Origin of the sequence: Bacillus sp. MD-5 (assembly GCF_002201875.1) — a bacterium.
GTDB lineage: Bacteria > Bacillota > Bacilli > Bacillales > Bacillaceae > Bacillus > Bacillus stercoris.
In genome coordinates, this window is record NZ_CP021911.1 from 409,502 (window position 1) to 429,997 (window position 20,496).

Genomic DNA, 20,496 nt, shown 5'->3' on the forward strand with positions numbered 1-20,496 from the left:
TTCTATGGCCACTCAATGTGGTCGTATTTAGAAGGTGAAGCCGCCATTTTGTTTTTACGCAGGTAGAGGACATCAAGCGGTATAGGGTGTGTTTGATCAAGTTAGCCGAGATAATGTTTCAATCTCTCTAATCCTATTCTCAACTCGTCTAATGATTCTGTTGAAGAAAGCGCAACACGCAAATGCTTATGAGGAGTGGCAGACCCGCTCAGGAAGCGATCAGAATGAAATGCGCGGATTCCATGTTTCTTCAAATCCGTTTCCAGCTGTAACGCATCGGTATCATCATTGATGGAAAGCCATCGATAAAAGCTGAGAGGATGTCCATTCACCTCTGTTTCAGGAAAAAACTCTGCAAACATATCATTAGCCGACTGGGCAAGCTGTTTTTTTTGAGAAACAATATCGTGCGCTTTTCCTGATAAGATCAGTTCTGTTATGACCTCTGCATCAAAAGAAGACGTTTTTACATTAATGTTGAACATCGCCTGATGGATTTTCTCGCCCAAGGCATCTCCATAGACCATATAGGCCACTCTTAATCCTGAACAGATTGACTTAGAGGTGCTGCAAATATATACGCTTTGTTCTGGGAGCAAGTTGAACATGGGCTCCTGATAATCAGAAATCAAGCCTGCGGTCATAAACGCATGAATATCGTCCTCAATCAATAATAAACGATGCTTGCGGATCACTGCCGCGATTTCTTTCTTTCTGGCACTCGACATCATAACAGTAGTTGGGTTACAGCAAGAAGGCATCAAAAAAATGCCATGAATGTTGAGTTGAGTACATTGCTTTTCTAGTTCGTCCGGCAGCATTCCATACTCATCTCCGGGAATCGGCACTAGCTGAATGTGGTGCATTTTTGCAAGTTCAATAAAGTTTGAGTACGTGTATAAGTCAGTGGCAATTCGATTCCCTGGCTCAAACAGTGCAGCCAATGAAATGGCCAACGCATTTTGGGCACCGGAAACAATTGAGATATGGTCTTGGTCAGTTTGAATGCCAAACGATTTCATCCAGTTTAGCCCTGCTGTTTTTTGATGCGGAATGCCTGTTGGATCATTGTAATTGAGTAACTGTTTTACGTAATGTTTACTCGCAACCTGTTGAATCACTTCCGTTACAATTTGATTGGTTTCTTCAAAAGAGGCGACTAAACCAAGATCGATACAGTTGGTGATTTTATCTTTAGAAATCGTAATTGAACGAGCGGCGCTAGGAGAAACAAAGGTTCCCTTTCCGGTGACCGCATATATCAGCCCCTTTACCTCACACACTTTATAGGCTCGGGTAATTGTAGTGAAGTTTAAGTCAAGAAAGTCAGCCAATTCTCGCTGGGGCGGGAGCTTTGTACCCGGTGCCAAAAAACCATTTTTGATATCGTATTCAAGCAGTGCAGCGATTGATTCATAGAAAGGCCGCTTTAACGCCTCTCTTTCTGGCTTCCAAGACATTGGGTAATTGTCGAATGAATTGACCGGCATAATCCACCTCTATTGTTTCGTTTTCCATGAATGGTTTTTAAAAGGAGTGCAGCAAGTTTTCTCTATTATGATACAAAGGATAATTGTAATCCATACAATTATCTTGTTTGTTGTATGGATTTAATATGGTACTTTAAAATAAAAATGTTGCAAGGTGTGAATCTTATGACAAAAAGAACTCAAATAGGGGCTGCATTTCGTTCGGCCTTCCCGTATACGATTCCGATTTTTGCCGGATTTTTATTTTTGGGAATTGCTTATGGAATCTTTATGCATTCTATAGGGTTTAGTGCAATTTATCCGATCATCATGAGTTTTATTATATTTGCAGGATCAATGGAGTTTGTTGCCGCCCATTTCTTGCTGGGCGCGTTCAATCCGTTGAATGCCCTTTTTTTGACGTTGATGATCAATGCCCGACATTTGTTTTATGGAATTTCCATGTTGGATAAGTACAGGGGGACTGGAAAGAAAAAGCTTTATTTGATCTTCGGGATGTGCGATGAATCATTTTCTATCAATTATACCGCTAATGTTCCGGCGAATGTTGACAAGGGCTGGTTTATGTTTTTTGTGACATTGCTTAATCATTTATATTGGGTCGCGGGAGCAGCGATAGGCGGTATTTTTGGATCGTATGTGAAATTTAATACCGAAGGGCTTGAATTTGTGATGACCGCCCTCTTTATTGTGATCTTCATTGAGCAGTGGATGAAAGAGCAAAAACATCACAGTGCTCTCGCAGGCCTTGGGCTTTCAGCTGCCAGCCTTATCATTTTTGGCGGAAACCATTTCATTATTCCTGCTATGCTCGCCATTTTAGGGATACTTACTGTTCTGAGAAAACCATTAGAGAAAGCTGAGGTTTCTGTATGACGATGAGTATAACGCAGCAAATCATTACCGTTGCTATGGTCGTGCTTGGCACAATGCTGACACGGTTCCTTCCATTCATGATTTTCCCGTCTGGGAAACCGACGCCGAAATACATACAATTTTTGGGCAGGGTGCTGCCATCAGCGGTAATCGGGCTTCTGGTTATTTATTGTTTTAAAGACGTGAGTCTACTTTCTGGGAGTCACGGTATTCCTGAATTGATTGGAGCAGCTGCAGTTGCACTGCTTCACTTTTGGAAAAAAAATATGCTACTTTCTATAGCGGGGGGAACCGTTGTTTATATGGCTATGGTACAATTGGTTTTTTAACCGTATGGGGAACGATCAATGATCAAACTTTTATTGAACTTTTTAAAAATTAATGAAATTGACACAATCTTATTTTGGACTCAGCACCGTGCCAATGTATATAGCATCTGTAGTGTTTCCTTGCCATTCAAGAGGTGTCTACTTTATTCGGAGGATTTATCATGTCAAAAAAAGTGTCTGCTTCCTATATCATCATTATAGGACTAATGCTATTTGCATTGTTTTTTGGGGCGGGAAATCTCATTTTCCCGCCTATGCTTGGGCAAATGGCTGGAAAAAATGTATGGATTGCCAATGCGGGTTTCTTGGTGACAGGAGTCGGCTTGCCGCTGCTGGCAATGACTGCATTTGTTTTTTCAGGTAAAGATAATTTACAATCGTTAGCCAGCCGTGTGCATCCGGTGTTTGGCATTGTGTTTACAACGATTCTCTATCTGGCCATCGGGCCTTTTTTCGCTATCCCAAGATCGGGGAACGTATCGTTTGAAATTGGAGTGAAACCTTTTTTATCAGATGATGCAGGCCCTGTTTCATTGATCATATTTACAATATTGTTTTTTACAGTTGCATGTCTGTTATCACTTAATCCCACAAAAATAGTGGATGTGGTCGGAAAAGTTTTAACACCAATTAAATTGACATTTATCGGTTTGCTTGTAGTGGTAGCTCTTGTTCATCCAATTGGAACCATTCAAGCGCCATCAAAAGGGTATACATCGCATGTGTTTTTTAAAGGCTTTCAGGAGGGATACCTTACACTAGATGCCCTTGTAGCATTCGTTTTTGGAATCATTGTGGTGAATGCAATGAAAGAACAAGGGGCAGCCACCAAAAAACAGCTGATCATCATTTGTGCAAAAGCCACCGCGATTGCTGCGACACTTTTAGCCCTTATCTATACTTCCCTTTCATATATGGGGGCCTCCAGCGTTGAAAAGCTGGGGCTTTTAGAAAATGGGGCCGAGGTTTTGGCTAAGGTTTCATCCTATTATTTTGGATCCTATGGTTCTATTTTATTGGGTTTAATGATTACGGTAGCATGTTTGACGACAAGTGTCGGACTCATCACAGCGTGTTCTTCGTTTTTTCATGAATTATTTCCGGGCATTTCTTATAAAAAAATAGCTGTGATGTTAGCGGTGTTTAGCACACTTGTTGCAAATATAGGATTAACAGAGCTCATTAAGGTGTCCAAGCCTGTCTTAATGACGATGTATCCAATCGCGATTTCCTTAATATTTTTAACGTTTTTGCACTCTGTATTTAAAGGGAAGGCTGAAGTGTATCAGGGGAGCTTACTGTTCACGTTTATCATCAGCCTATTTGACGGTTTGAATGCAGCTGGGATAAAAATTGAAGTCGTGAATCGCGTTTTCACTCAGGTTCTTCCTATGTACAGCATAGGGCTTGGGTGGCTTATTCCAGCCATTGCAGGGGGGATAGGCGGCTATATACTGAGTATGTACCGAGTAAAAAAATCATGATTTAGCGCTGTAGGGCCGATAGAACCACTCACCTTCATAGATGGTGATTTCCCTGATCCGTGTTCTAAAGAGTTGAACAATGACTCAGATCTGCAGGTGGAATAAAGCTCTTTTCCGCCTGCTTAATTGGGGGGAGAAGCTTTGTGTATGAGATTAGCACACATAGATAAACACGAAAGATCGATCCTTCGTGAGTTTCAGCTACAACGATCAAAGACGAGCCCATCTCAAGTTGCGTTCATGGAGCAAGCTGCAAATGATGTAAAGACATATCGCGTAACATCAAAACCAATCCAAAAGAAAAAAAGAAGGCAGGGCAGAGCTGAATCAAAAGCCTCCCGTGAAGCAGCATTACACATATTAAAGCAGCAGAATCAGCCAATGAGCAGTATCGATTTGAAAAGAAGGATTGAAAAGGAAACCGGCGTACACATTTCGAATATGACATCATTTATGAATACTTTGATGAAAACACACCCCGAGGTGAGAAAGCCTTATAGAGGGCAGTACATTGTGATTTGAATGCATGGTATCAAAGACTCAGCATTACAAATGTAGATCAGAGACAGAAACACAGCGCATGTTCAGCATGATACCAAGGATCTTGACGACCTTGGTATTTTTGTTGTGAACTGCCGGCCATCGATCGGTTTATGTACAAAGACGATCGCAAAGATTGTGATGAATGAATTGACGCCCATATGACCATTCTCCGTCTGTTCAAGTAATAAAACATGGCCGGCATTCATGATTTTCGCTTAATTGATGCCGATTTGTTAAAAATGCAATCCAAATGATTGAATCACAAAAATCACAACAGGAGGGATCAACAGGGAAGGCAGCAGATTCAGTGTTTTGAACTTCTTGATTCCAAGAATGCTTAGACCTGAACTGAGGATGAGTATGCCACCCACAATAGTAATTTCGTTAATAAGGTCTGTATTGATTGCGCTCTCCATTACTTTAGCAAATAAATAGATGGAGCCCTGCCAAGCAAACAATACAATGGCAGCTGCCGCTATTCCAAAACCAAAAGTCGAGGCGAGCACAATGGAGGTGATCCCATCTAACATACCGTTTGTAAGAAGGTACGTATAATCTCCATGCAAAGCGGCTTCAACAGGACCCAATATTGACAGCGAGCCTATACAAAATAATAAGATCGCAGTTGATAACCCCTCCGCTAAATTGCTTTTAGAAAATTTGTTCACCAGCTTGTTGAATCGTAATTCCAGGTTAATGACCTGGCCAAGCAAACCTCCAATGGCTAAACTCACGATGAAAAGAATGGGGTATTTACTATCAGGCAAATGCTGTGTAACGGCGTTGATCCCCAGTGCGACTGCAGCGAATCCCATTGCCTGCATCAAAATATCCTGGTATTCATCTTTAATGCCTTTTTTGAATATCCCCCCGATTATGCTTCCCGCAATGATCATCACTGTGTTAAAAATCGTTCCAAACATAAGCTTTCTCCTCCAATAATGATTCCTGCATAAAAAATAAACCCTCTAGTTAGTAGAGAGTCAAGGGAGATCAAAAACATATTCATAAGATTATTTGATGGGCAAGAGGATTTCAGTCACATAATTGTCTAGGTTATTCGTAATGCCATAATCAATGAGTGTGATTTCGATAGAATCTCCTGCTACCTCATAATGATGCTCTTCCATATACGCCAGTAATGTTTTGTAGTAGGGTTCGGCTTCTGGGTGTGACCCTCTAAACCTAATTTGCAGATATTCTCTTGAAGGGAAAATGATTTCTGATGAAGTTTTTTCATTTTCATCTTCAAGAATCATAAATATACTGGAATATTTGTCAAACTGTTTTGCCTTCACATTTGCTGCTGAAATGGATAAACCGATTTTGCCTATAAATATATCTTCGTTCACATTCAGGTGGGTTCTCAATTCTGCTAACGAATGTTCGATATCATGGCCGAGAACATATTCATGCTGTAAATAAGCCACACGAATTGCGGGAAGTTTGATTTTTGAAATGTGATGTAACGGCATGTTAACGGCATCTTCTATATGTGTGATGCGGCGGGAGATCTTTCGTTCAATGCGTTCTAATTCTTTCTTCTTGCGGTCAATTTCAGCTTGCTGGCTTTTTAGTAGATGAAGAAGGGTATTTGTATTTTGAGAGTTATAAAAATCAAGCAGCTTATGGATTGGCAGGCCTAAGGCCCTCAAATACTTGATGGTATCCAGCCGCTCAAACTGTTGGGTGGAATAATATCGATAGTTCGTTTGCTCGTCTTTATATTCCGGCTTCAAAAGACCGATTTCATCATAATACCTAAGAGCAGAGATTTTCACATTGAATAACTTTGACACTTCCCCAATCGAAAAAAATTCCTTCATTCTAACAACCTTTCTGTCCCTATGATTGATATACATCCATATTATATAGTACAGCGAGTTCTAAAGGGAAAGTTTAACAGCATAAAGCAAAAGCTCCTTTTCAAAAGGAGCTTTTCATTCTTCGAAATAAGGATTCACATGGATGAGCACTTCTTCAACATCGGAAAACTGTCTTTTGATTTCATTTCGAATTTCGCGGGCAATGTCATGTCCCTGCTTAATTGTCAAATCATGATCCAAAGATAGACGGACATCAAGCAATTTATAGTGGCCGTGTTCTCTCGCGCGGATTCTATCGATTCGTTTTACCTGATCACATTGAAAAATAACAGCTTTATATTCCTCTATCAGTTTGGGGTCAACGCTCTTTTCCATAAGCACATCAACAGACGGCCTGATTAATTCCATAGAAATCTTAAAAATGAGGTAAGCAACGATTGCACTGGCTATTGCATCGGCGTACAACAGATAGGACCAGCCGCGTGTGTTTCCGATGATAGCCAATAGGACGCCGATAAAAGCGGCAAGGGAGGCAACGATATCGCCTTTATGATCGTATGCAATGGCTATAATCGCTTTGCTGTTCCATTTTTCCCCTTGCTTGATAGAATAACGATATAAGATTTCCTTAGCCACGTACGAAATAAGAGCCGCAAATAATGCGCTGTATTGGGGAACGCTTGGCCCTTTAACAAAGGACAGAATCGCTTCAATGAGGATATAAACGGATACGATCACTAAGATTATTCCTACAATAGCCTCACTAATGACTTCTGCTTTTCCGTGCCCAAAAGGATGGTCTTGATCGGGCGGTTTATTGGAAATGCCGATCACTGCCAAGACCGCAATCGAAGCAACGACATCTGCCGCAGAATGGATTCCGTCTGCAAAAACGGCTTCACTATCGCCTATTAGTCCAAAAAAGACCTTTCCTGCCATTAGGATCAGATTGGCGATCAATGCAATCAAAGCAACTTTTCTGCTGATTTGTTCTCTTTCACTTGCCATTTTTTCCTCCTATAAAACTGCACAAAAAAAATAGGAGTGCTCTTTAGACGCTCTCCGTATCCTTTTCTGTGTAATCACTTTGCTTATCATACCAATTCAATTTCGAGTGGGTCTATAGCAACGTTGTTTCCTGGTTACTAATAAATAAGGTAACAGAAAAAAAGTTGGAGCTGTGCTAAAAGCTCATACTGCAAACAAATGAGTTCTCATGTAACAAGGAGTGGCGATAATAATGCTGCCTTCAGCGGAAAAATTCCATCTGTTATAAAAAACTGTTGACATTAGATGATCTGTATTTTACTATTATCTCATATTCAAGATATTTTAATTAGAGATATTAAGTTAATAAGATCAACGATCAAGGTCCAATCGCAGTCAGTTCTTTTTTAAAAATTCAATGAGATTTTTTATAGAATAATATCTCGAATTCGAGATAAAAAGGAGTGTATCGTAATGGCTGAATTTACACAGTTAGTCAATGAAAGAAGATCTGCAAGCAATTTTCTTTCAGGTCATCCAATCACAAAAGAAGACCTCAATGAGATGTTTGAATTGGTTGCATTGGCACCATCGGCTTTTAATTTGCAGCATACAAAATATGTGACGGTTCTAGACCCGGATGTAAAAGAAAAGCTGAAACAGGCCGCAAACGGACAATATAAAGTGTTTAGCTCATCTGCGGTTCTTTTGGTATTAGGGGATAAACAGGCATATCAGCAAGCGGCTGACATCTATGAAGGATTAAAGGTGTTAGGGGTATTAAATAAGCAAGAGTATGACCATATGGTTCAAGACACCGTTTCGTTTTATGAAAACAGGGGAGAGCAATTTAAGAGAGATGAGGCGATAAGGAACGCTTCACTTTCTGCGATGATGTTTATGCTGAGTGCTAAAGAAAAAGGCTGGGACACCTGCCCGATGATCGGCTTTGATGCGGAAGCCGTGAAACAGATTTTGAACATAGATGACCAGTTTGAGGTTGTCATGATGATTACAATTGGGAAAGAAAAAACAGAGAGCAGAAGGCCGCGCGGCTACCGTAAGCCTGTGAATGAGTTTGTTGAGTATATGTAAAAGGAGCAGATAAAAATGGCTAAAAAAACAATGGGAATTCATCATATTACAGCGATTGTCGGCCATCCTCAAGAGAACACAGATTTCTATGCAGGAGTGCTTGGGCTTCGTTTGGTCAAGCAAACTGTCAATTTTGATGATCCAGGTACGTATCATCTTTATTTTGGAAATGAGGGCGGGGAGCCGGGAACAATCATCACTTTCTTTCCGTGGGCTGGAGCCCGCCAAGGCGTCATTGGAGACGGCCAAGTTGGCGTAACGTCATATGTCGTGCCGAAGGGGGCTATGGCATTTTGGGAAAAGAGACTAGAAAAGTTCAACATTCCATACACCAAAATCGAGCGCTTTGGAGAACAATATGTTGAGTTTGATGATCCTCATGGCCTGCACTTAGAAATCGTGGAAAGAGAAGAAGGAGAGGCTAACACGTGGACCTTCGGAGATGTAACGCCTGATGTTGCCATTAAAGGTTTTGGGGGCGCAACCTTATTATCAGCGCAGCCTGACAAAACCGCGGAGCTATTGGAAAACATTATGGGGCTGGAACGAGTCGGCAGGGAAGGAGACTTCATTCGTTATCGTTCTGCCGGTGATATCGGAAATGTGATTGACCTTAAGTTAACGTCTATTGGCCGCGGTCAAATGGGAGCCGGCACGGTGCACCACATTGCTTGGCGGGCTAGTGATGACCAAGATCAATTAGATTGGCAAAGACATATTGCTTCTCACGGATACGGTGTAACTCCTGTTCGGGATAGAAATTATTTTAATGCCATTTACTTCAGGGAACACGGGGAAATTCTGTTTGAAATCGCAACTGATCCACCGGGCTTTGCCCATGATGAATCACACGAAACAATGGGCGGAAAATTGATGCTGCCTGTGCAATATGAACCGCATCGGGCACAAATTGAACAAGGGCTGCTGCCGTTTGAAGTAAGAGAATTAGATTGATTTGACACATAAAAAAATAAAGAAACATATATTCAATTGATGATTGCTGGATGGTATCGCAGCAAAGAATCAGATGAAATCAAAGATGAGGAGAGATAAAAATGGAAGATGCAGGACTGTTGCTTATTCGGATTATGATTGGTGTGGTGTTTCTGTTTTATGGCACACAAAAATTATTCGGCTGGTTTGGGGGATACGGAATTAAAGGGACCGGACAATGGTTCGAATCAATTGGGGTAAAACCAGGTAACGCTGCGGCCGCTCTGTCAGGCCTTGGGGAGTTAGTAAGCGGAATTCTATTTATTTTAGGTGTGTTCCTCCCGCTTGGAGCTGCTATCATCACAATCATTATGCTAGGTGCGATCGTAAAAGTTCATGGAGCGAAAGGCTTTGCGAATGGCGCCGGCGGTTTTGAATATAACGTGGTGCTCATTGCCGTCTCCATAGGGGTTGCACTCATCGGTTCAGGAGCTTACGCTTTGCATTTTTAATACGAAAGTAAATCAGAACAGTTACTGTCATGCAGTAACTGTTCTTTTGTATTTACATTTTCGGCAAGCTTGCAGGTGATATGCAAAGCAAAAAAGCGGAAATACTAAATATAAATCTGTATAGTGAATGGTATATATTAGCTTGGTCATGAAAGGCAGACCTATTTGAAGGAGTAAATGGATGAAAGAAATGACAGCATTACATTCATTAGATTCTATAGATCATTTTATCAAACAGCACCAATTCAGTTTTATCTATATATCAAGGCCTGGCTGTACAGTATGTCACGCAGTTCTGCCGCAGCTTAGAATAGTATTGGATCAGTTTCCAAACATCAAATTGGGGCATGTCAATGCTGACGATGTAGCAGAGGTTGCCGGCAAATTTTCAGTCTTTACTGTTCCCGTGCTTCTTTTGTTCATTGATGGGACTGAGTATTTGAGAGAAGCCCGCTTTGTTCATTTTGAACAGCTTGAACAAAAGCTGGATAGGGTTTATCGATTATATGAAGGCGAATAAAGGGTTTATACATTTATATTGGTCATCATGAATCCATCAGCATATTAGTACTCCTCACTTTATCATATCCTCAGCACTCACACCATCGAGCTTTTCAGAAAAGAAGCATCATATCAAACGAGACAAACGATTAAAAAAGAACTCATATGAGTTCTTTTTTTGTGCATCATGTTATTCTTCACTAGGTGAAGAAGGGTTATCATTCTGCCCTTGATCACTTGTATCATTATCACAACTTGCTGAAATAATAATGGAATTAGAAGGAGAGTAATCTCCTAATGTGAAATTGACACCGTAGTTTTTGCTGTTCGCAGTATGGCTGTTTTGCAAGTTTTGTCCGATATCTGTATTGGCGTTTTGTGTCATCCCATTTATCGTGAGATTTGAGATGTTGATTTGAGATCGCATGCTTCAAAAGCTCCTTTCATTCAGAAGTAGATGTCATAGAGGACGCTGGCAGTCTATTTACTTCTATGATATTTCGTTTTTATTTCATTGCATCAACATAATGGTAAAAATAATAGTGCTTCTTTAAGCGAGTGAATGAGGAGCTCTTTTGAAGATGATCGTACCAGCATTCAAACCTATCAGCAGAATTAAAGCCGCCTGATAAAGAGGCGGCAGATCGTTATATGTCATCTATGAATTTGATGTATCGTTTTTCGTTTGCCTGAAGGATAAGATGGTCGTTTTTAATGATGAGTAGGAGCCTATAGCGGCGTAGCCATAAAACCAGCCCATAAACACGCCGGAAAAGAGGCTGTGTCGATGGCTTATGAAAACAGAAATGACAAGACCTATTATTAAAGCAACCGATGGCACAAAAGTTTTGGGGATTTTCAATAATATTTTGAGGATTTGGGTTATCACTATGATGATTGGAATGGCTATCACAGCATCCCAAAAGTTTGTATGAATAATTGGAAAAGCCATATGGCACCTCATGAAGTGTTTATTTCTTAATTTTTACGCTAAAAGCTTGGAAAGCAGCTCTTGGATCGCATATGTTACATTTTGGGCTTGATTGGCGGAGCTTGTTTGGCTTAAAGTATTGGATTCAAAAACCAAACCTGTATTACTCCCACCGGAACCCTCCGTTGTTTTAGACACAGAGAACGGGCTGATGGAAACTGCAAATCCGTTATTAAAAACGCTGTTCCCGGATATCGAATGAATATAAACTGGGCATTTCATCATTCATCTCTCCTCTCCGTTATGACTGTTTATACAATATGGTGTGTGAGCAGCAGTTGCTTAAACAAAACGGCAAAAACTTTCAGTAAGAGACAAAAACCTGCAAAATGCCACAAGCGCCTTTTGTTAATGCAGCTTTTTAGGGACGTTTTTTTTATTTTTTTTACCAACTTCATCAAAAATATTCTGATTGCCAGACTGGGCTTGTCCATCCTTATTTATGAAATCGGGGTGAATGAGTTTTTTCAAATCCCTGACTGTTAAAGGCTTGGCGTCATCAGTTAATTCAATTCCTAATTGCCCGTTGGCCTCTAATGTCGCTATTTTAACATCTTGTATAGCCGTAACGCCGTGAAGCCTTAGCTGCATTTCAAGCTGGTCAGCTGTAAGTCTCATCTTCTTTAAGTTTTCGATATGAAGCTGTCCGTTTTCAATGACGATTTTTGCTTTTCCGGTTAACATCTTTTCAATGATGTTCGATTTCATTTGGATCCATTCCATAACGATGAGTGTGCTTGTGAAAATTGCCGCTGCAATTAATGTTTTGAAGAGGCTGTACTCGATGATTGGCTGAACGATAATCGTTCCGATCGAAATCATGACAACCGTTTGAGTTGACGTCATTTGTGCAATTGATTTCCTTCCTGAAATTCTCAGCAAAATGACCCCGGCTACAATGAGAACAAGGGATTCCCAAGTGAACTTCATGCTACCACCTGACCAATGAGGAATTAGATTTGTCCTGGGATTGGCTTTCCTTCTGGCCAATCGCAATTTAATATATCCGAAAGGCAGCCGGTTCATTCTGCTCTAAACCGAACAATATTTTTGGGGTAGATGGGATATATTAAGCCCAACAATGATATAGGCAGGAGTTTTTTGGCCAACACAATCTGGGAAGCGGGGAGCGCCATAACATGATTGAACTAGAAGTTGTCATTAGAACGATTGCCAGCTTTGGATTGCTGTTAATCGCAGAACGGATTTTAGGCAAACAGACAATTTCTCAAATGACGATTTTTGATTTTATTGCGGCGATCACATTAGGGGCGATTGCTGCCGGATTAGCTTACAATACTTCAATAAAACCGCACAATATGGCCATTTCTTTTAGTATTTTTGTGCTAACCATTTTTTTGATTTCGTTCCTGTCGATAAAGAACAGGAAGCTGAGAAAATTTTTTGCCGGAGATCCTACAGTGCTGATTCAAAACGGGAAGATACTTGAATCGAATATGAGGAAAATGCGTTACACACTTGATTATTTAAATCAGCAATTACGTGAAAAAGAAATATTTAATATCGAAGAAGTACTTTTTGCAATCCTTGAAACGAATGGTCAGCTGACTGTGTTAAGAAAACCGCAATTCCGGCATGTAACCAAACAGGATTTAATGATTGCGGTAAACCAAGAACACAGGCTTCCGATAGAGCTTATTATGGACGGAGAAATCATTCAGAATAATTTACAGCAGAATCGATTGACAGAATCCTGGCTTTTGGAAGAATTGCGAAAAAGAGACATAAAGGTGAAAGAGACCGTATACGCAGTGCTGCTTGGTAATGGGGATATTTATGTGGATCAATATAAAGACCATATATCAGCCCCTGTGGATAAGGAATGAAAGGAACCATCTTAAAGCCCTTTTTGCAACGGGATGGTTTCGACTTGTCTTGGGTACGAAATGTGGAGAAGCCCGTTTAACAGCTGAATTTGTAATAAATGAGATTCGGTGGCTTCAGGAAGCTGAATGGTTCGCTCAATTTCTCCGTAATACCGTTCACGCAGCACCACCATTTCGTCTGGAAAAACAGGCGTGAGCGTTCCTTTGATCAACAGCTGGGTTTTAGATAATAAGCGGATTGTTAATTCTTCCTCATACACACCGGGCATTTCCACAATGATAAAATTATATTCTTCATCTTGATAAAAGTCGTAAACAAACGTAGAAGCTTCGGAATCAAAAAAATGTTCCGGGGCTTTATACTTGAGCACATTTGTCCAAAAGTCACTTTGTTTATATTCATTCGTAATCTCAAGCCACTTTCGAATTTTTTCGAAATCCATATGAGATTCTCCTTAAATTTGATTTGCAATCGGCGCAGAAGGGTTTCCGATTTGGTCTTGGTCACTAACGTCTGAATCAATATTTCCAGTGTTCAAAAGTGAAGACGTAGGCGAAAGATCCCCTAAGGAAAAGTTTGCTCCAAAATATTTGCTGTTCGCAGTATGGCTGTTGTGCACAGTCGGACCGACATCTATATTTCCGTTTTGCGTGACGCCGTTGATCTTAATATTTGCGATGTTAATTTGATATGGCATAGACGAAACCCCTTTAATCTAAAATTGGCGGTGGTGCAATCGGAGGAGCATTAACATTGGATGTATCAGAGTTGCCGATAGATGTCTGGTCATTTACATCAGGATCGTTTAAGAAGTTTTCCATAACCGATTCTGTAGGTGAGGTATCACCGAAAGAAGAATTGGTCCCTTGAGATTTTTGATTGTTGGTAGGGCTGTTATAAGCAGCTTCGCCTATTGTAATTGAACCATTGCCCGAAATACTGTTGATCTTCAAATAATATAGGTTGATTACTGTAGACGGCATCCCATCACACCCTTCCATCTTTCTGTACAGTACATTATGCGCCGCTGCACCCAATTGTTCCTTGCATTTGCTGGCAAAACTCTATCTGGCCCCGGAGTGATGCTCGTTAGAAAAAAAAGAATAAAGTTTGTCACAGCCTGAATGTCAATCTATTCAGCAAATACTTATCAGTGAATGAAAAGCCATTGATATAGGAATCAATGAATTGATTGAGTTATTCGAAATACATGAGGCTCTTTAATAAAGGAAGCTGGCAAACAAGATCAGTTTGAAATCATTGACAAGGAAGCTAATGACATGAAATAATACTCATGAATAACATTACTCGTGAGTATTATTTTTGGGGGGTGGTCCTCGTTGGAAAGTAAAAAAGGACGTAAAGGAGAAGAAAGCCGAAAACGATTACTCAAAGCTGCCGCTAATGAATTTTCGATTCGGGGATTCCATGACACGAAGATAAGTGAGATTGTAAAAAAAGCTGGGTTCACACAGCCTTCATTTTATCTGTACTTTCAAAGCAAAGAAGCCATCTTTGAGGAGTTAATCACCGATTTTCACTCCCGAGTAAGAAAGCTGACAGAGTCACTTCTTCTGGAAAACGGATTACACACGGAGGGTGTGACAAAACGGGTGCTGTCTGCTGTGGAAACTGTTTTTCAATGTCTGGCTGAAGACAAGGATGTAACCAGGATCGGCTTTTTTCTCAACCCGGAAGCGAAACAAATGAAAAAAGACTTGGCGATGGTTTTGAAAGAAAACCTAGAAGCAGAACAGCGGCTTGGCTATTTTCACTCCGAGCTGGACATGGAAACGGTCGCTGAATGTTTGATCGGCATGATTGAACATTTAACCGATTCCTTTTTGTTAACCGGAATCAAAGATTCGGCAAGCCTCGCAGCAGAGGTTGTAAATCTCTTAATATACGGGATGCTTCCAAAAGGGAGTGACGTAAGATGATATCTATTATTTTGAAAGTCAGTTTGGCAGTTTTTATGCTTGTGGGAGGCATCATCAAGGTAAGCCGCGTTCCCTTTCAAGTTGAGCATTGGCGGCATTATCAATATCCATTATGGTTTCTGACTATTACTGGCATCCTTGAAATAGCCGGGGCACTTGCTATGACAGCGGGAATTTGGAATCGGTATGCAGCGTTAGGAGCAGGTGTGCTGTTTGTCGTTCTCATGGCGGGAGCAATTCATGCGCATATTTTTCGAGCGCGGCAATCGGTCCTTATGACGATACCTGCGATGATCTGTTTGATTGTGTCTATCATGATAATCATGGTGTAACAAACCTATATGCAGGAGATCTCCTCCTCTTATTGAATAATAGAAAGTCCCAGGTTTTAACCGGGTAATTGAAATAGAGCTCCATTTCTGCGTTATTCGTCCGGCATCAGCTGGGCCTTTTTTATAAAGGAGGAGTACAGAATGACATTAACTTTAGAAGCCATGACTTTGAAAGAATTCGAAGCCTTTCGCGGGATGTCCGTGCAAAATTATGCGAAACAAAACATAACGTCGGGAACTTGGACGGAAAAAGAGGCGCTTGAGAAATCGGAGCAGGCATATGAGAACATGATTCCGAATGGGCGAGACAGCAGCAATCATTATTTTTGGAACATCACAAATGTACAAGGGGAAAGAATGGGCTGGCTCTGGCTGTATGCTGATCCGTTTCATCCGCAAAAGGAAGCGTTTATCTATTCCTTTGGATTGTATGAAGCCTTTCGCGGAAAAGGGCTGGCTCAATTGGCGCTTCAAACGCTTGATGAAAGAGCAAGAGAGCTTGGCGTGGAAAGGCTGGCCCTTCATGTGTTTGCGCACAACGAGACAGCCGTCTATCTTTATCAGAAGATGGGCTATGCCATGACCAATATTCGTATGCGGAAACAGCTAAGCTGAAAAGCCGCTACGTTACCCAAACACAGCATGCCTATCTGGAAGCGATGATAGGGGATACTATAAGTCATCTTTTTGAAAATATAAAGAAAAAGGACAACAGTTGTTGTCCTTTTCAATGCCGCTTGAACTTTCCCCATCAGTCTTTTTTGTCTTGATCATCCAGCTCTTTTATCCGTTTCGTAAGCTCGTTGAAAGCTTGATCAAACTCCTTATACCCTTTATCATTTGGCGTCATAAAACTGAGCTTTCCCAGCACTTCTTGTCTTTCTGTCTCAAGCTTTAACCGAAGCTCCTCCCGCTCATTTCTTTCTGAAGGAGTGTCGTTTAACTGCTTTTCGATGCCGTTGTTTGAAATGACGAGTTTACTGTTTGTTGTTTTTTCGAGAAAGTAGCGGTCATGTGAAACCGCCAGCAATGTGCCGCTGTATTGTGACAGTGTTTCTTCCAGCTGTTCGCGTGACGGCAGGTCGAGGTGGTTTGTCGGCTCATCTAAAATCAGCACATCTTTTTCCTCCAGAATATATGCCATCAGCTTGACCTTTACACGCTCCCCCATACTCATATGCTTGATCGGTTCAGTCCATTGGGCGGCTGTAAAGCCTAAGTGCCTCATCAGATTTTGAACGTGCCCCCTTGCTTTGAATGTTTCATTCTCAAATAACTCTTCCGGTGTTTGTTCTAAAGGCAAATCAAACACCTCCTGCGTTAAATAGCCGATGTTGGCGGACGGCGACACCCATACACTTCCTTCTGCTGTTTCCTGTCCCAGAATGATGTTTAGTAATGTCGTTTTTCCACTGCCGTTGGGGCCTAAGATGGCAACCTTTTCGCCATGCTGAATCGTAAAGTTGGCGTTTTTAAAGAGAGTCCTTTCTCCAAAAGCCTTCGTTACATTCTGAACTTCCAAAAAACGTTTTCCTGTTTTGTGGGTTGTATCAATTGAAAAGCTGACTTTATATTCTGGGGTAACGGGTTCCGCCTTTGCTTTTTCCAGCTCTTTTTCAAGCCGCTTCCGCTTGGATTTTATTTGGGCATCCGTACGCTTCGCTTTTACCCGGTGATATTCTTTAAACCCCTCCTTTTTCGTCGATTGGGCGTGGGCTTTTTCCGACCAAGAAGCGAGCTCATTCATTTGTCCTTCAATTCGTTCAACCATTTTTTGCTGCTTTTCATATTCGCGCTGCTGGGTGAGTCTTCTCTTCTCCCGGAACTTCATATACCCGGAGTAATTCCCTTTGAATTCAACCAGCGTCTGATCCTCAAGAGACCATATTTTTGTGGCGGCTTCGTCTAAAAAATATCGATCGTGAGAAACGAGAATCACAGTGCCGTTATAATGTTTCAGCTGTTGGATGAGAAATTGCAAGCTTTTTTCATCAAGGTGGTTTGTCGGTTCATCTAACAGCAGCAGATCCGCATCCTCTGAGAGTCCTTTCGCCAGCCGCGCTTTCAGTTTTTCACCGCCGCTTAACTGATGAAATTCCCGAAGGGGCACATGCCATTTCTCCAGTAACTTCTTTTCGGCAGGTGTCTGATTGGCAAAGGAATACGCCGCGGTTTCCTGTTCGACCAAAGCCATTTTTATATCCGCCCGAAGGATTTGTCCCTGTGCAGGGGCCAAGTCGTTGTGAATAAGGTGCAGCAGCGTAGATTTCCCAGCGCCGTTTTTGCCGATAATCCCAATGATATCTCCTTGCTGAACACTGGCATTTACGTTTTTAAAAACAGTCAGATCCTTCACTTCGTAGCTCACGTTTGTTAATGTTATAATCTCTTTCATCCATATCCCTCGCTTTAAAGGGAGAATAAAAAAATCCTCCCAAATGTGTTGGAAGGATTAGCCGTGCCTGTGCATGATCAAATAAGCTATTCTTTATAAATAGCGGTGTCGTATATATAGAAAATGGGCAGACTAATCCTATTTTTTCTGATTTGAAATATTGATTTCAAACGGTAAAAATAAGATTAGTTAATCATTGTCCACCCATCATCCCTTCTTGTTTTGATTACAAACACTATAGCATACCTTCAAATTCAAAAGCAAAGGTCATTTTCATCAAAAAAACTCCTGCTCTCATTTCTGAGGCAGGAGTTTCGAATCTTATTGATGCTTCGCTTTTCTCACTTTATAAATCACAATCAGCAAAATAAACCAAACCGGTGTGACAAATAAGGAAACACGAGTATCCTGTGCCAGTGCCAGCACAACCAGAACAAACGCCAGGAACGCAAGAATCAGGTAATTTGTAAACGGATAAAGCGGAAGCTTAAACTTGTTTGTTTTCGCTAATTCAGGTCTTGTTTTACGGTATTTCAAATGGCAGATGACCGTAATCCCCCAAATATAGATAAAGCATACGGTTGAAATACTTGTGATCAGGGTGAATACACCTTCTGGCATGATGTAGTTTAACGTAACACCGATTAAAATCACGATAGCTGAAAAGAATAAAGCATTTCTAGGCACTTTACGCTGAGTCAGTTTCGCCATTGACTCCGGCGCATTGTGATCTTTCGCCAGGGAATAAACCATACGGCTTGTACTGAATACAGCGCTGTTGCATGCTGAAGCAGCGGATGTCAACACAACAAAGTTGATAATACTTGCAGCCCCGACGATGCCAACCGCAACAAATACTTGTACGAATGGGCTTTCGCTAGGGTTGATGACATCCCAAGGATAGATGCTCATAATCACGAGAAGAGCACCAATATAAAAAAGCAGCACGCGGACAGGGATATTGTTAATCGCCTTAGGGATTACTTTTTCAGGGTTTTCTGTTTCACCGGCCGTAAGCCCGACAAGCTCAATGCCGACAAAAGCAAATACAACCATCTGGAACGAGAGGATAAACCCGTGCATGCCATTCGGGAACAGGCCTCCATGGCTCCAGAGGTTTGTGAAGCTGGACACTCCTGAGCTTGTGGAAAAGCCTTTGAAAATCATCACAAGACCAATGACGATTAACGCCAAGATGGCAATGACTTTAATCAAAGCAAACCAAAATTCTAATTCTCCAAAAAGCTTGACTGTCGCCAGGTTCATAATCAGTAAAATAATAAGAGCGATTAAGCCGGGCACCCATTGCGGCACACCAGGGAGCCAATATTGAGTGTAAAGCCCGACGGCTGTCAGATCAGCCATCGCAATGGAAATCCAGCAGAACCAATATGTCCAGCCGGTGATAAAGGCTGCCATATCGCCTAGATAGTCTTGTACAAAATCCACAAAAGAGTGGTAGTTCAAATTTGATAACAGCAGTTCACCCAGCGATCTCATAATTAAAAAGCAAATGATTCCTGTGATCATATAAGCAAATAAAATCGACGGTCCGGCAAAATGAATCGATTTGCCTGAGCCGAGAAATAAGCCTGTCCCGATAGCCCCGCCGATGGCGATAAGCTGGATATGCCTGTTTTTCAAGCCTCTCTGCAATGTTTGCTGATTTATATTGTCTTTCGTCATGTCGTCTGTCACTTTATGTGTTCCTCCATTAAAAATTGATTATTGAGTCAGCAATCTATTTTTAATGATTATTATAACACTAAAATTTCTATCTTTTTTACTATAAAGGGTATATGAAAGGAAATTTAATGTGATTTGGACTATTCAGCAAAAGAAAGCAGCTCCATGTAGGAGCCGCTTTCCTATGCCTGTTCAGTTTTTTGCATGTACAGGTAAAGCCCATAATCTGTCGGTGCGGATGCGTATCCTGCCTGCCGCAGCATTGCCGTGATATTGCCGCGGTGGTATGTTCCGTGATTGACAACGTGGGGAATCAGTTCGGAAACAGTTGTTTTCATGATTCCGCCTGAGGGATTTTGAATCTGGAGGGGCTGATTGAGCTGTTCTTTTTGCTGTAAAAATAGTGTGTAGCGCTCGGATAACTTCAGAAACAGGTCTTCCATTTCCTCCATTTCTTTTGCCGCTGTCTGTTCTTTTAGCTGCTCAGCTAACGTCAAAGCATCGCTCATCGTTTTGCCGGAAAATACTTCAATCCAGCCGAGATCACAAAGGTAAACATGAGACAATACATGGGATATCGACGGAAACACACTTTGAATGTCTTGATGGTATACCTCTTTTGGAAGCTCTTTTAATCGGTTGAAGATTTGCTGATTGGCCCAGATGTTATATTGATACAATTTCAGTGCAAAATCTGACATGTCAATTTTCCCCTTTCACGGTTATAA

Annotated in this window: 26 protein-coding genes; 12 read left to right on the forward strand and 14 right to left on the reverse strand. The window is 41.2% G+C overall.

The features are described from left to right. Positions 1 to 101: 101 nt before the first annotated feature. On the reverse strand, positions 102 to 1,490 hold the full coding sequence (locus CDO84_RS02005) for an aminotransferase-like domain-containing protein (protein ID WP_040084060.1): 1,389 nt from the start codon (positions 1,488 to 1,490) through the stop codon (positions 102 to 104). A gap of 114 nt (positions 1,491 to 1,604) precedes the next feature. Here CDO84_RS02005 and azlC point away from each other — a divergent pair, with 114 nt between their 5' ends. From azlC to CDO84_RS02025, 4 genes are all read left to right on the forward strand, one after another. Next, entirely contained in the window at positions 1,605 to 2,366 is a 762-nt protein-coding gene (azlC, locus tag CDO84_RS02010; protein ID WP_080488072.1) for an azaleucine resistance protein AzlC, read from the forward strand. Continuing rightward, entirely contained in the window at positions 2,363 to 2,695 is a 333-nt protein-coding gene (locus CDO84_RS02015; protein ID WP_040084057.1) for a branched-chain amino acid transporter permease, read from the forward strand. The genes azlC and CDO84_RS02015 overlap by 4 nt, the downstream gene beginning before the upstream one ends. Positions 2,696 to 2,856: 161 nt before the next feature. Next, positions 2,857 to 4,179, forward strand: a complete 1,323-nt coding sequence (brnQ, locus tag CDO84_RS02020) for a branched-chain amino acid transport system II carrier protein (protein ID WP_040084056.1) — start codon at positions 2,857 to 2,859, stop codon at positions 4,177 to 4,179. A gap of 147 nt (positions 4,180 to 4,326) precedes the next feature. Further along, positions 4,327 to 4,701: a Rok-like winged helix domain-containing protein gene (locus CDO84_RS02025; protein ID WP_040084054.1), complete on the forward strand. Its 375-nt coding sequence runs from the start codon at positions 4,327 to 4,329 to the stop codon at positions 4,699 to 4,701. Positions 4,702 to 4,955: 254 nt separating this feature from the next. On the opposite strand, the gene CDO84_RS02030 is transcribed toward CDO84_RS02025, so the two are convergent. From CDO84_RS02030 to mneP, 3 genes are all read right to left on the reverse strand, one after another. Then, positions 4,956 to 5,645, reverse strand: coding sequence for a DUF554 domain-containing protein (locus tag CDO84_RS02030; protein ID WP_040084053.1), 690 nt, complete (start codon positions 5,643 to 5,645; stop codon positions 4,956 to 4,958). A 90-nt stretch (positions 5,646 to 5,735) separates the two neighbouring features. Continuing rightward, positions 5,736 to 6,548: a MerR family transcriptional regulator gene (locus CDO84_RS02035; RefSeq protein WP_040084052.1), complete on the reverse strand. Its 813-nt coding sequence runs from the start codon at positions 6,546 to 6,548 to the stop codon at positions 5,736 to 5,738. Positions 6,549 to 6,662: 114 nt separating this feature from the next. After that, the gene (mneP, locus tag CDO84_RS02040) at positions 6,663 to 7,556 is read right to left on the reverse strand and encodes a manganese transporter MneP (RefSeq protein ID WP_014662962.1); all 894 of its coding nucleotides are present in this window, start codon (positions 7,554 to 7,556) and stop codon (positions 6,663 to 6,665) included. Positions 7,557 to 8,009: 453 nt separating this feature from the next. Between mneP and CDO84_RS02045 the strand changes: the two genes are divergently transcribed. From CDO84_RS02045 to CDO84_RS02060, 4 genes are all read left to right on the forward strand, one after another. After that, on the forward strand, positions 8,010 to 8,630 hold the full coding sequence (locus CDO84_RS02045; protein ID WP_040084051.1) for a nitroreductase family protein: 621 nt from the start codon (positions 8,010 to 8,012) through the stop codon (positions 8,628 to 8,630). A 15-nt stretch (positions 8,631 to 8,645) separates the two neighbouring features. Further along, positions 8,646 to 9,584: a ring-cleaving dioxygenase gene (locus tag CDO84_RS02050; RefSeq protein WP_040084050.1), complete on the forward strand. Its 939-nt coding sequence runs from the start codon at positions 8,646 to 8,648 to the stop codon at positions 9,582 to 9,584. 101 nt (positions 9,585 to 9,685) lie between these two features. Continuing rightward, entirely contained in the window at positions 9,686 to 10,075 is a 390-nt protein-coding gene (locus CDO84_RS02055; protein WP_014662965.1) for a DoxX family protein, read from the forward strand. A 181-nt stretch (positions 10,076 to 10,256) separates the two neighbouring features. Further along, the gene (locus CDO84_RS02060; protein ID WP_040084048.1) at positions 10,257 to 10,595 is read left to right on the forward strand and encodes a thioredoxin family protein; all 339 of its coding nucleotides are present in this window, start codon (positions 10,257 to 10,259) and stop codon (positions 10,593 to 10,595) included. Positions 10,596 to 10,766: 171 nt separating this feature from the next. Here CDO84_RS02060 and CDO84_RS02065 read toward each other — a convergent pair whose 3' ends face one another. The 4 genes from CDO84_RS02065 to CDO84_RS02075 all read right to left on the reverse strand — a co-directional run bounded on the left by CDO84_RS02065 (position 10,767) and on the right by CDO84_RS02075 (position 12,497). Further along, entirely contained in the window at positions 10,767 to 11,003 is a 237-nt protein-coding gene (locus CDO84_RS02065) for a spore germination protein (protein WP_014662967.1), read from the reverse strand. Positions 11,004 to 11,234: 231 nt separating this feature from the next. Further along, positions 11,235 to 11,528: a hypothetical protein gene (locus CDO84_RS21540; protein ID WP_014662968.1), complete on the reverse strand. Its 294-nt coding sequence runs from the start codon at positions 11,526 to 11,528 to the stop codon at positions 11,235 to 11,237. Between the two features lie 33 nt (positions 11,529 to 11,561). Further along, positions 11,562 to 11,792: a spore germination protein gene (locus CDO84_RS02070; RefSeq protein WP_014662969.1), complete on the reverse strand. Its 231-nt coding sequence runs from the start codon at positions 11,790 to 11,792 to the stop codon at positions 11,562 to 11,564. A 123-nt stretch (positions 11,793 to 11,915) separates the two neighbouring features. Next, the gene (locus tag CDO84_RS02075) at positions 11,916 to 12,497 is read right to left on the reverse strand and encodes a DUF421 domain-containing protein (RefSeq protein WP_014662970.1); all 582 of its coding nucleotides are present in this window, start codon (positions 12,495 to 12,497) and stop codon (positions 11,916 to 11,918) included. A gap of 209 nt (positions 12,498 to 12,706) precedes the next feature. Between CDO84_RS02075 and CDO84_RS02080 the strand changes: the two genes are divergently transcribed. After that, positions 12,707 to 13,414, forward strand: coding sequence for a DUF421 domain-containing protein (locus CDO84_RS02080; protein WP_014662971.1), 708 nt, complete (start codon positions 12,707 to 12,709; stop codon positions 13,412 to 13,414). An 11-nt stretch (positions 13,415 to 13,425) separates the two neighbouring features. Here CDO84_RS02080 and cotP read toward each other — a convergent pair whose 3' ends face one another. Genes cotP through CDO84_RS02095 form a run of 3 tightly spaced genes read right to left on the reverse strand, consistent with a single transcriptional unit; the run spans position 13,426 to position 14,398 of the window. Continuing rightward, the gene (gene cotP / locus CDO84_RS02085; RefSeq protein WP_014662972.1) at positions 13,426 to 13,857 is read right to left on the reverse strand and encodes a spore coat protein CotP; all 432 of its coding nucleotides are present in this window, start codon (positions 13,855 to 13,857) and stop codon (positions 13,426 to 13,428) included. 12 nt (positions 13,858 to 13,869) lie between these two features. Beyond that, entirely contained in the window at positions 13,870 to 14,112 is a 243-nt protein-coding gene (locus CDO84_RS02090; protein ID WP_014478992.1) for a spore germination protein, read from the reverse strand. Between the two features lie 13 nt (positions 14,113 to 14,125). Further along, positions 14,126 to 14,398, reverse strand: a complete 273-nt coding sequence (locus CDO84_RS02095) for a spore germination protein (RefSeq protein WP_003243854.1) — start codon at positions 14,396 to 14,398, stop codon at positions 14,126 to 14,128. Positions 14,399 to 14,755: 357 nt separating this feature from the next. Between CDO84_RS02095 and CDO84_RS02100 the strand changes: the two genes are divergently transcribed. The 3 genes from CDO84_RS02100 to CDO84_RS02110 all read left to right on the forward strand — a co-directional run bounded on the left by CDO84_RS02100 (position 14,756) and on the right by CDO84_RS02110 (position 16,302). Beyond that, positions 14,756 to 15,355, forward strand: a complete 600-nt coding sequence (locus tag CDO84_RS02100; protein WP_040084046.1) for a TetR/AcrR family transcriptional regulator — start codon at positions 14,756 to 14,758, stop codon at positions 15,353 to 15,355. Then, positions 15,352 to 15,687, forward strand: a complete 336-nt coding sequence (locus tag CDO84_RS02105) for a DoxX family protein (protein ID WP_040084045.1) — start codon at positions 15,352 to 15,354, stop codon at positions 15,685 to 15,687. The genes CDO84_RS02100 and CDO84_RS02105 overlap by 4 nt, the downstream gene beginning before the upstream one ends. 141 nt (positions 15,688 to 15,828) lie before the next feature. Next, on the forward strand, positions 15,829 to 16,302 hold the full coding sequence (locus CDO84_RS02110; RefSeq protein ID WP_040084044.1) for a GNAT family N-acetyltransferase: 474 nt from the start codon (positions 15,829 to 15,831) through the stop codon (positions 16,300 to 16,302). A gap of 136 nt (positions 16,303 to 16,438) precedes the next feature. Here the strand turns inward: CDO84_RS02110 and vmlR are convergent, their stop codons facing one another. The 3 genes from vmlR to dinB all read right to left on the reverse strand — a co-directional run bounded on the left by vmlR (position 16,439) and on the right by dinB (position 20,469). Then, positions 16,439 to 18,082, reverse strand: a complete 1,644-nt coding sequence (gene vmlR / locus CDO84_RS02115) for an ABC-F type ribosomal protection protein VmlR (RefSeq protein WP_040084043.1) — start codon at positions 18,080 to 18,082, stop codon at positions 16,439 to 16,441. A gap of 321 nt (positions 18,083 to 18,403) precedes the next feature. Continuing rightward, complete coding sequence (locus CDO84_RS02120; RefSeq protein WP_040084042.1) at positions 18,404 to 19,780, reverse strand: amino acid permease; 1,377 nt, start codon at positions 19,778 to 19,780, stop codon at positions 18,404 to 18,406. 170 nt (positions 19,781 to 19,950) lie between these two features. Further along, positions 19,951 to 20,469 (reverse strand): damage-inducible protein DinB, encoded by a 519-nt coding sequence (gene dinB / locus CDO84_RS02125; RefSeq protein ID WP_040084041.1) that lies wholly within the window; start codon positions 20,467 to 20,469, stop codon positions 19,951 to 19,953. Positions 20,470 to 20,496: the final 27 nt, after the last annotated feature.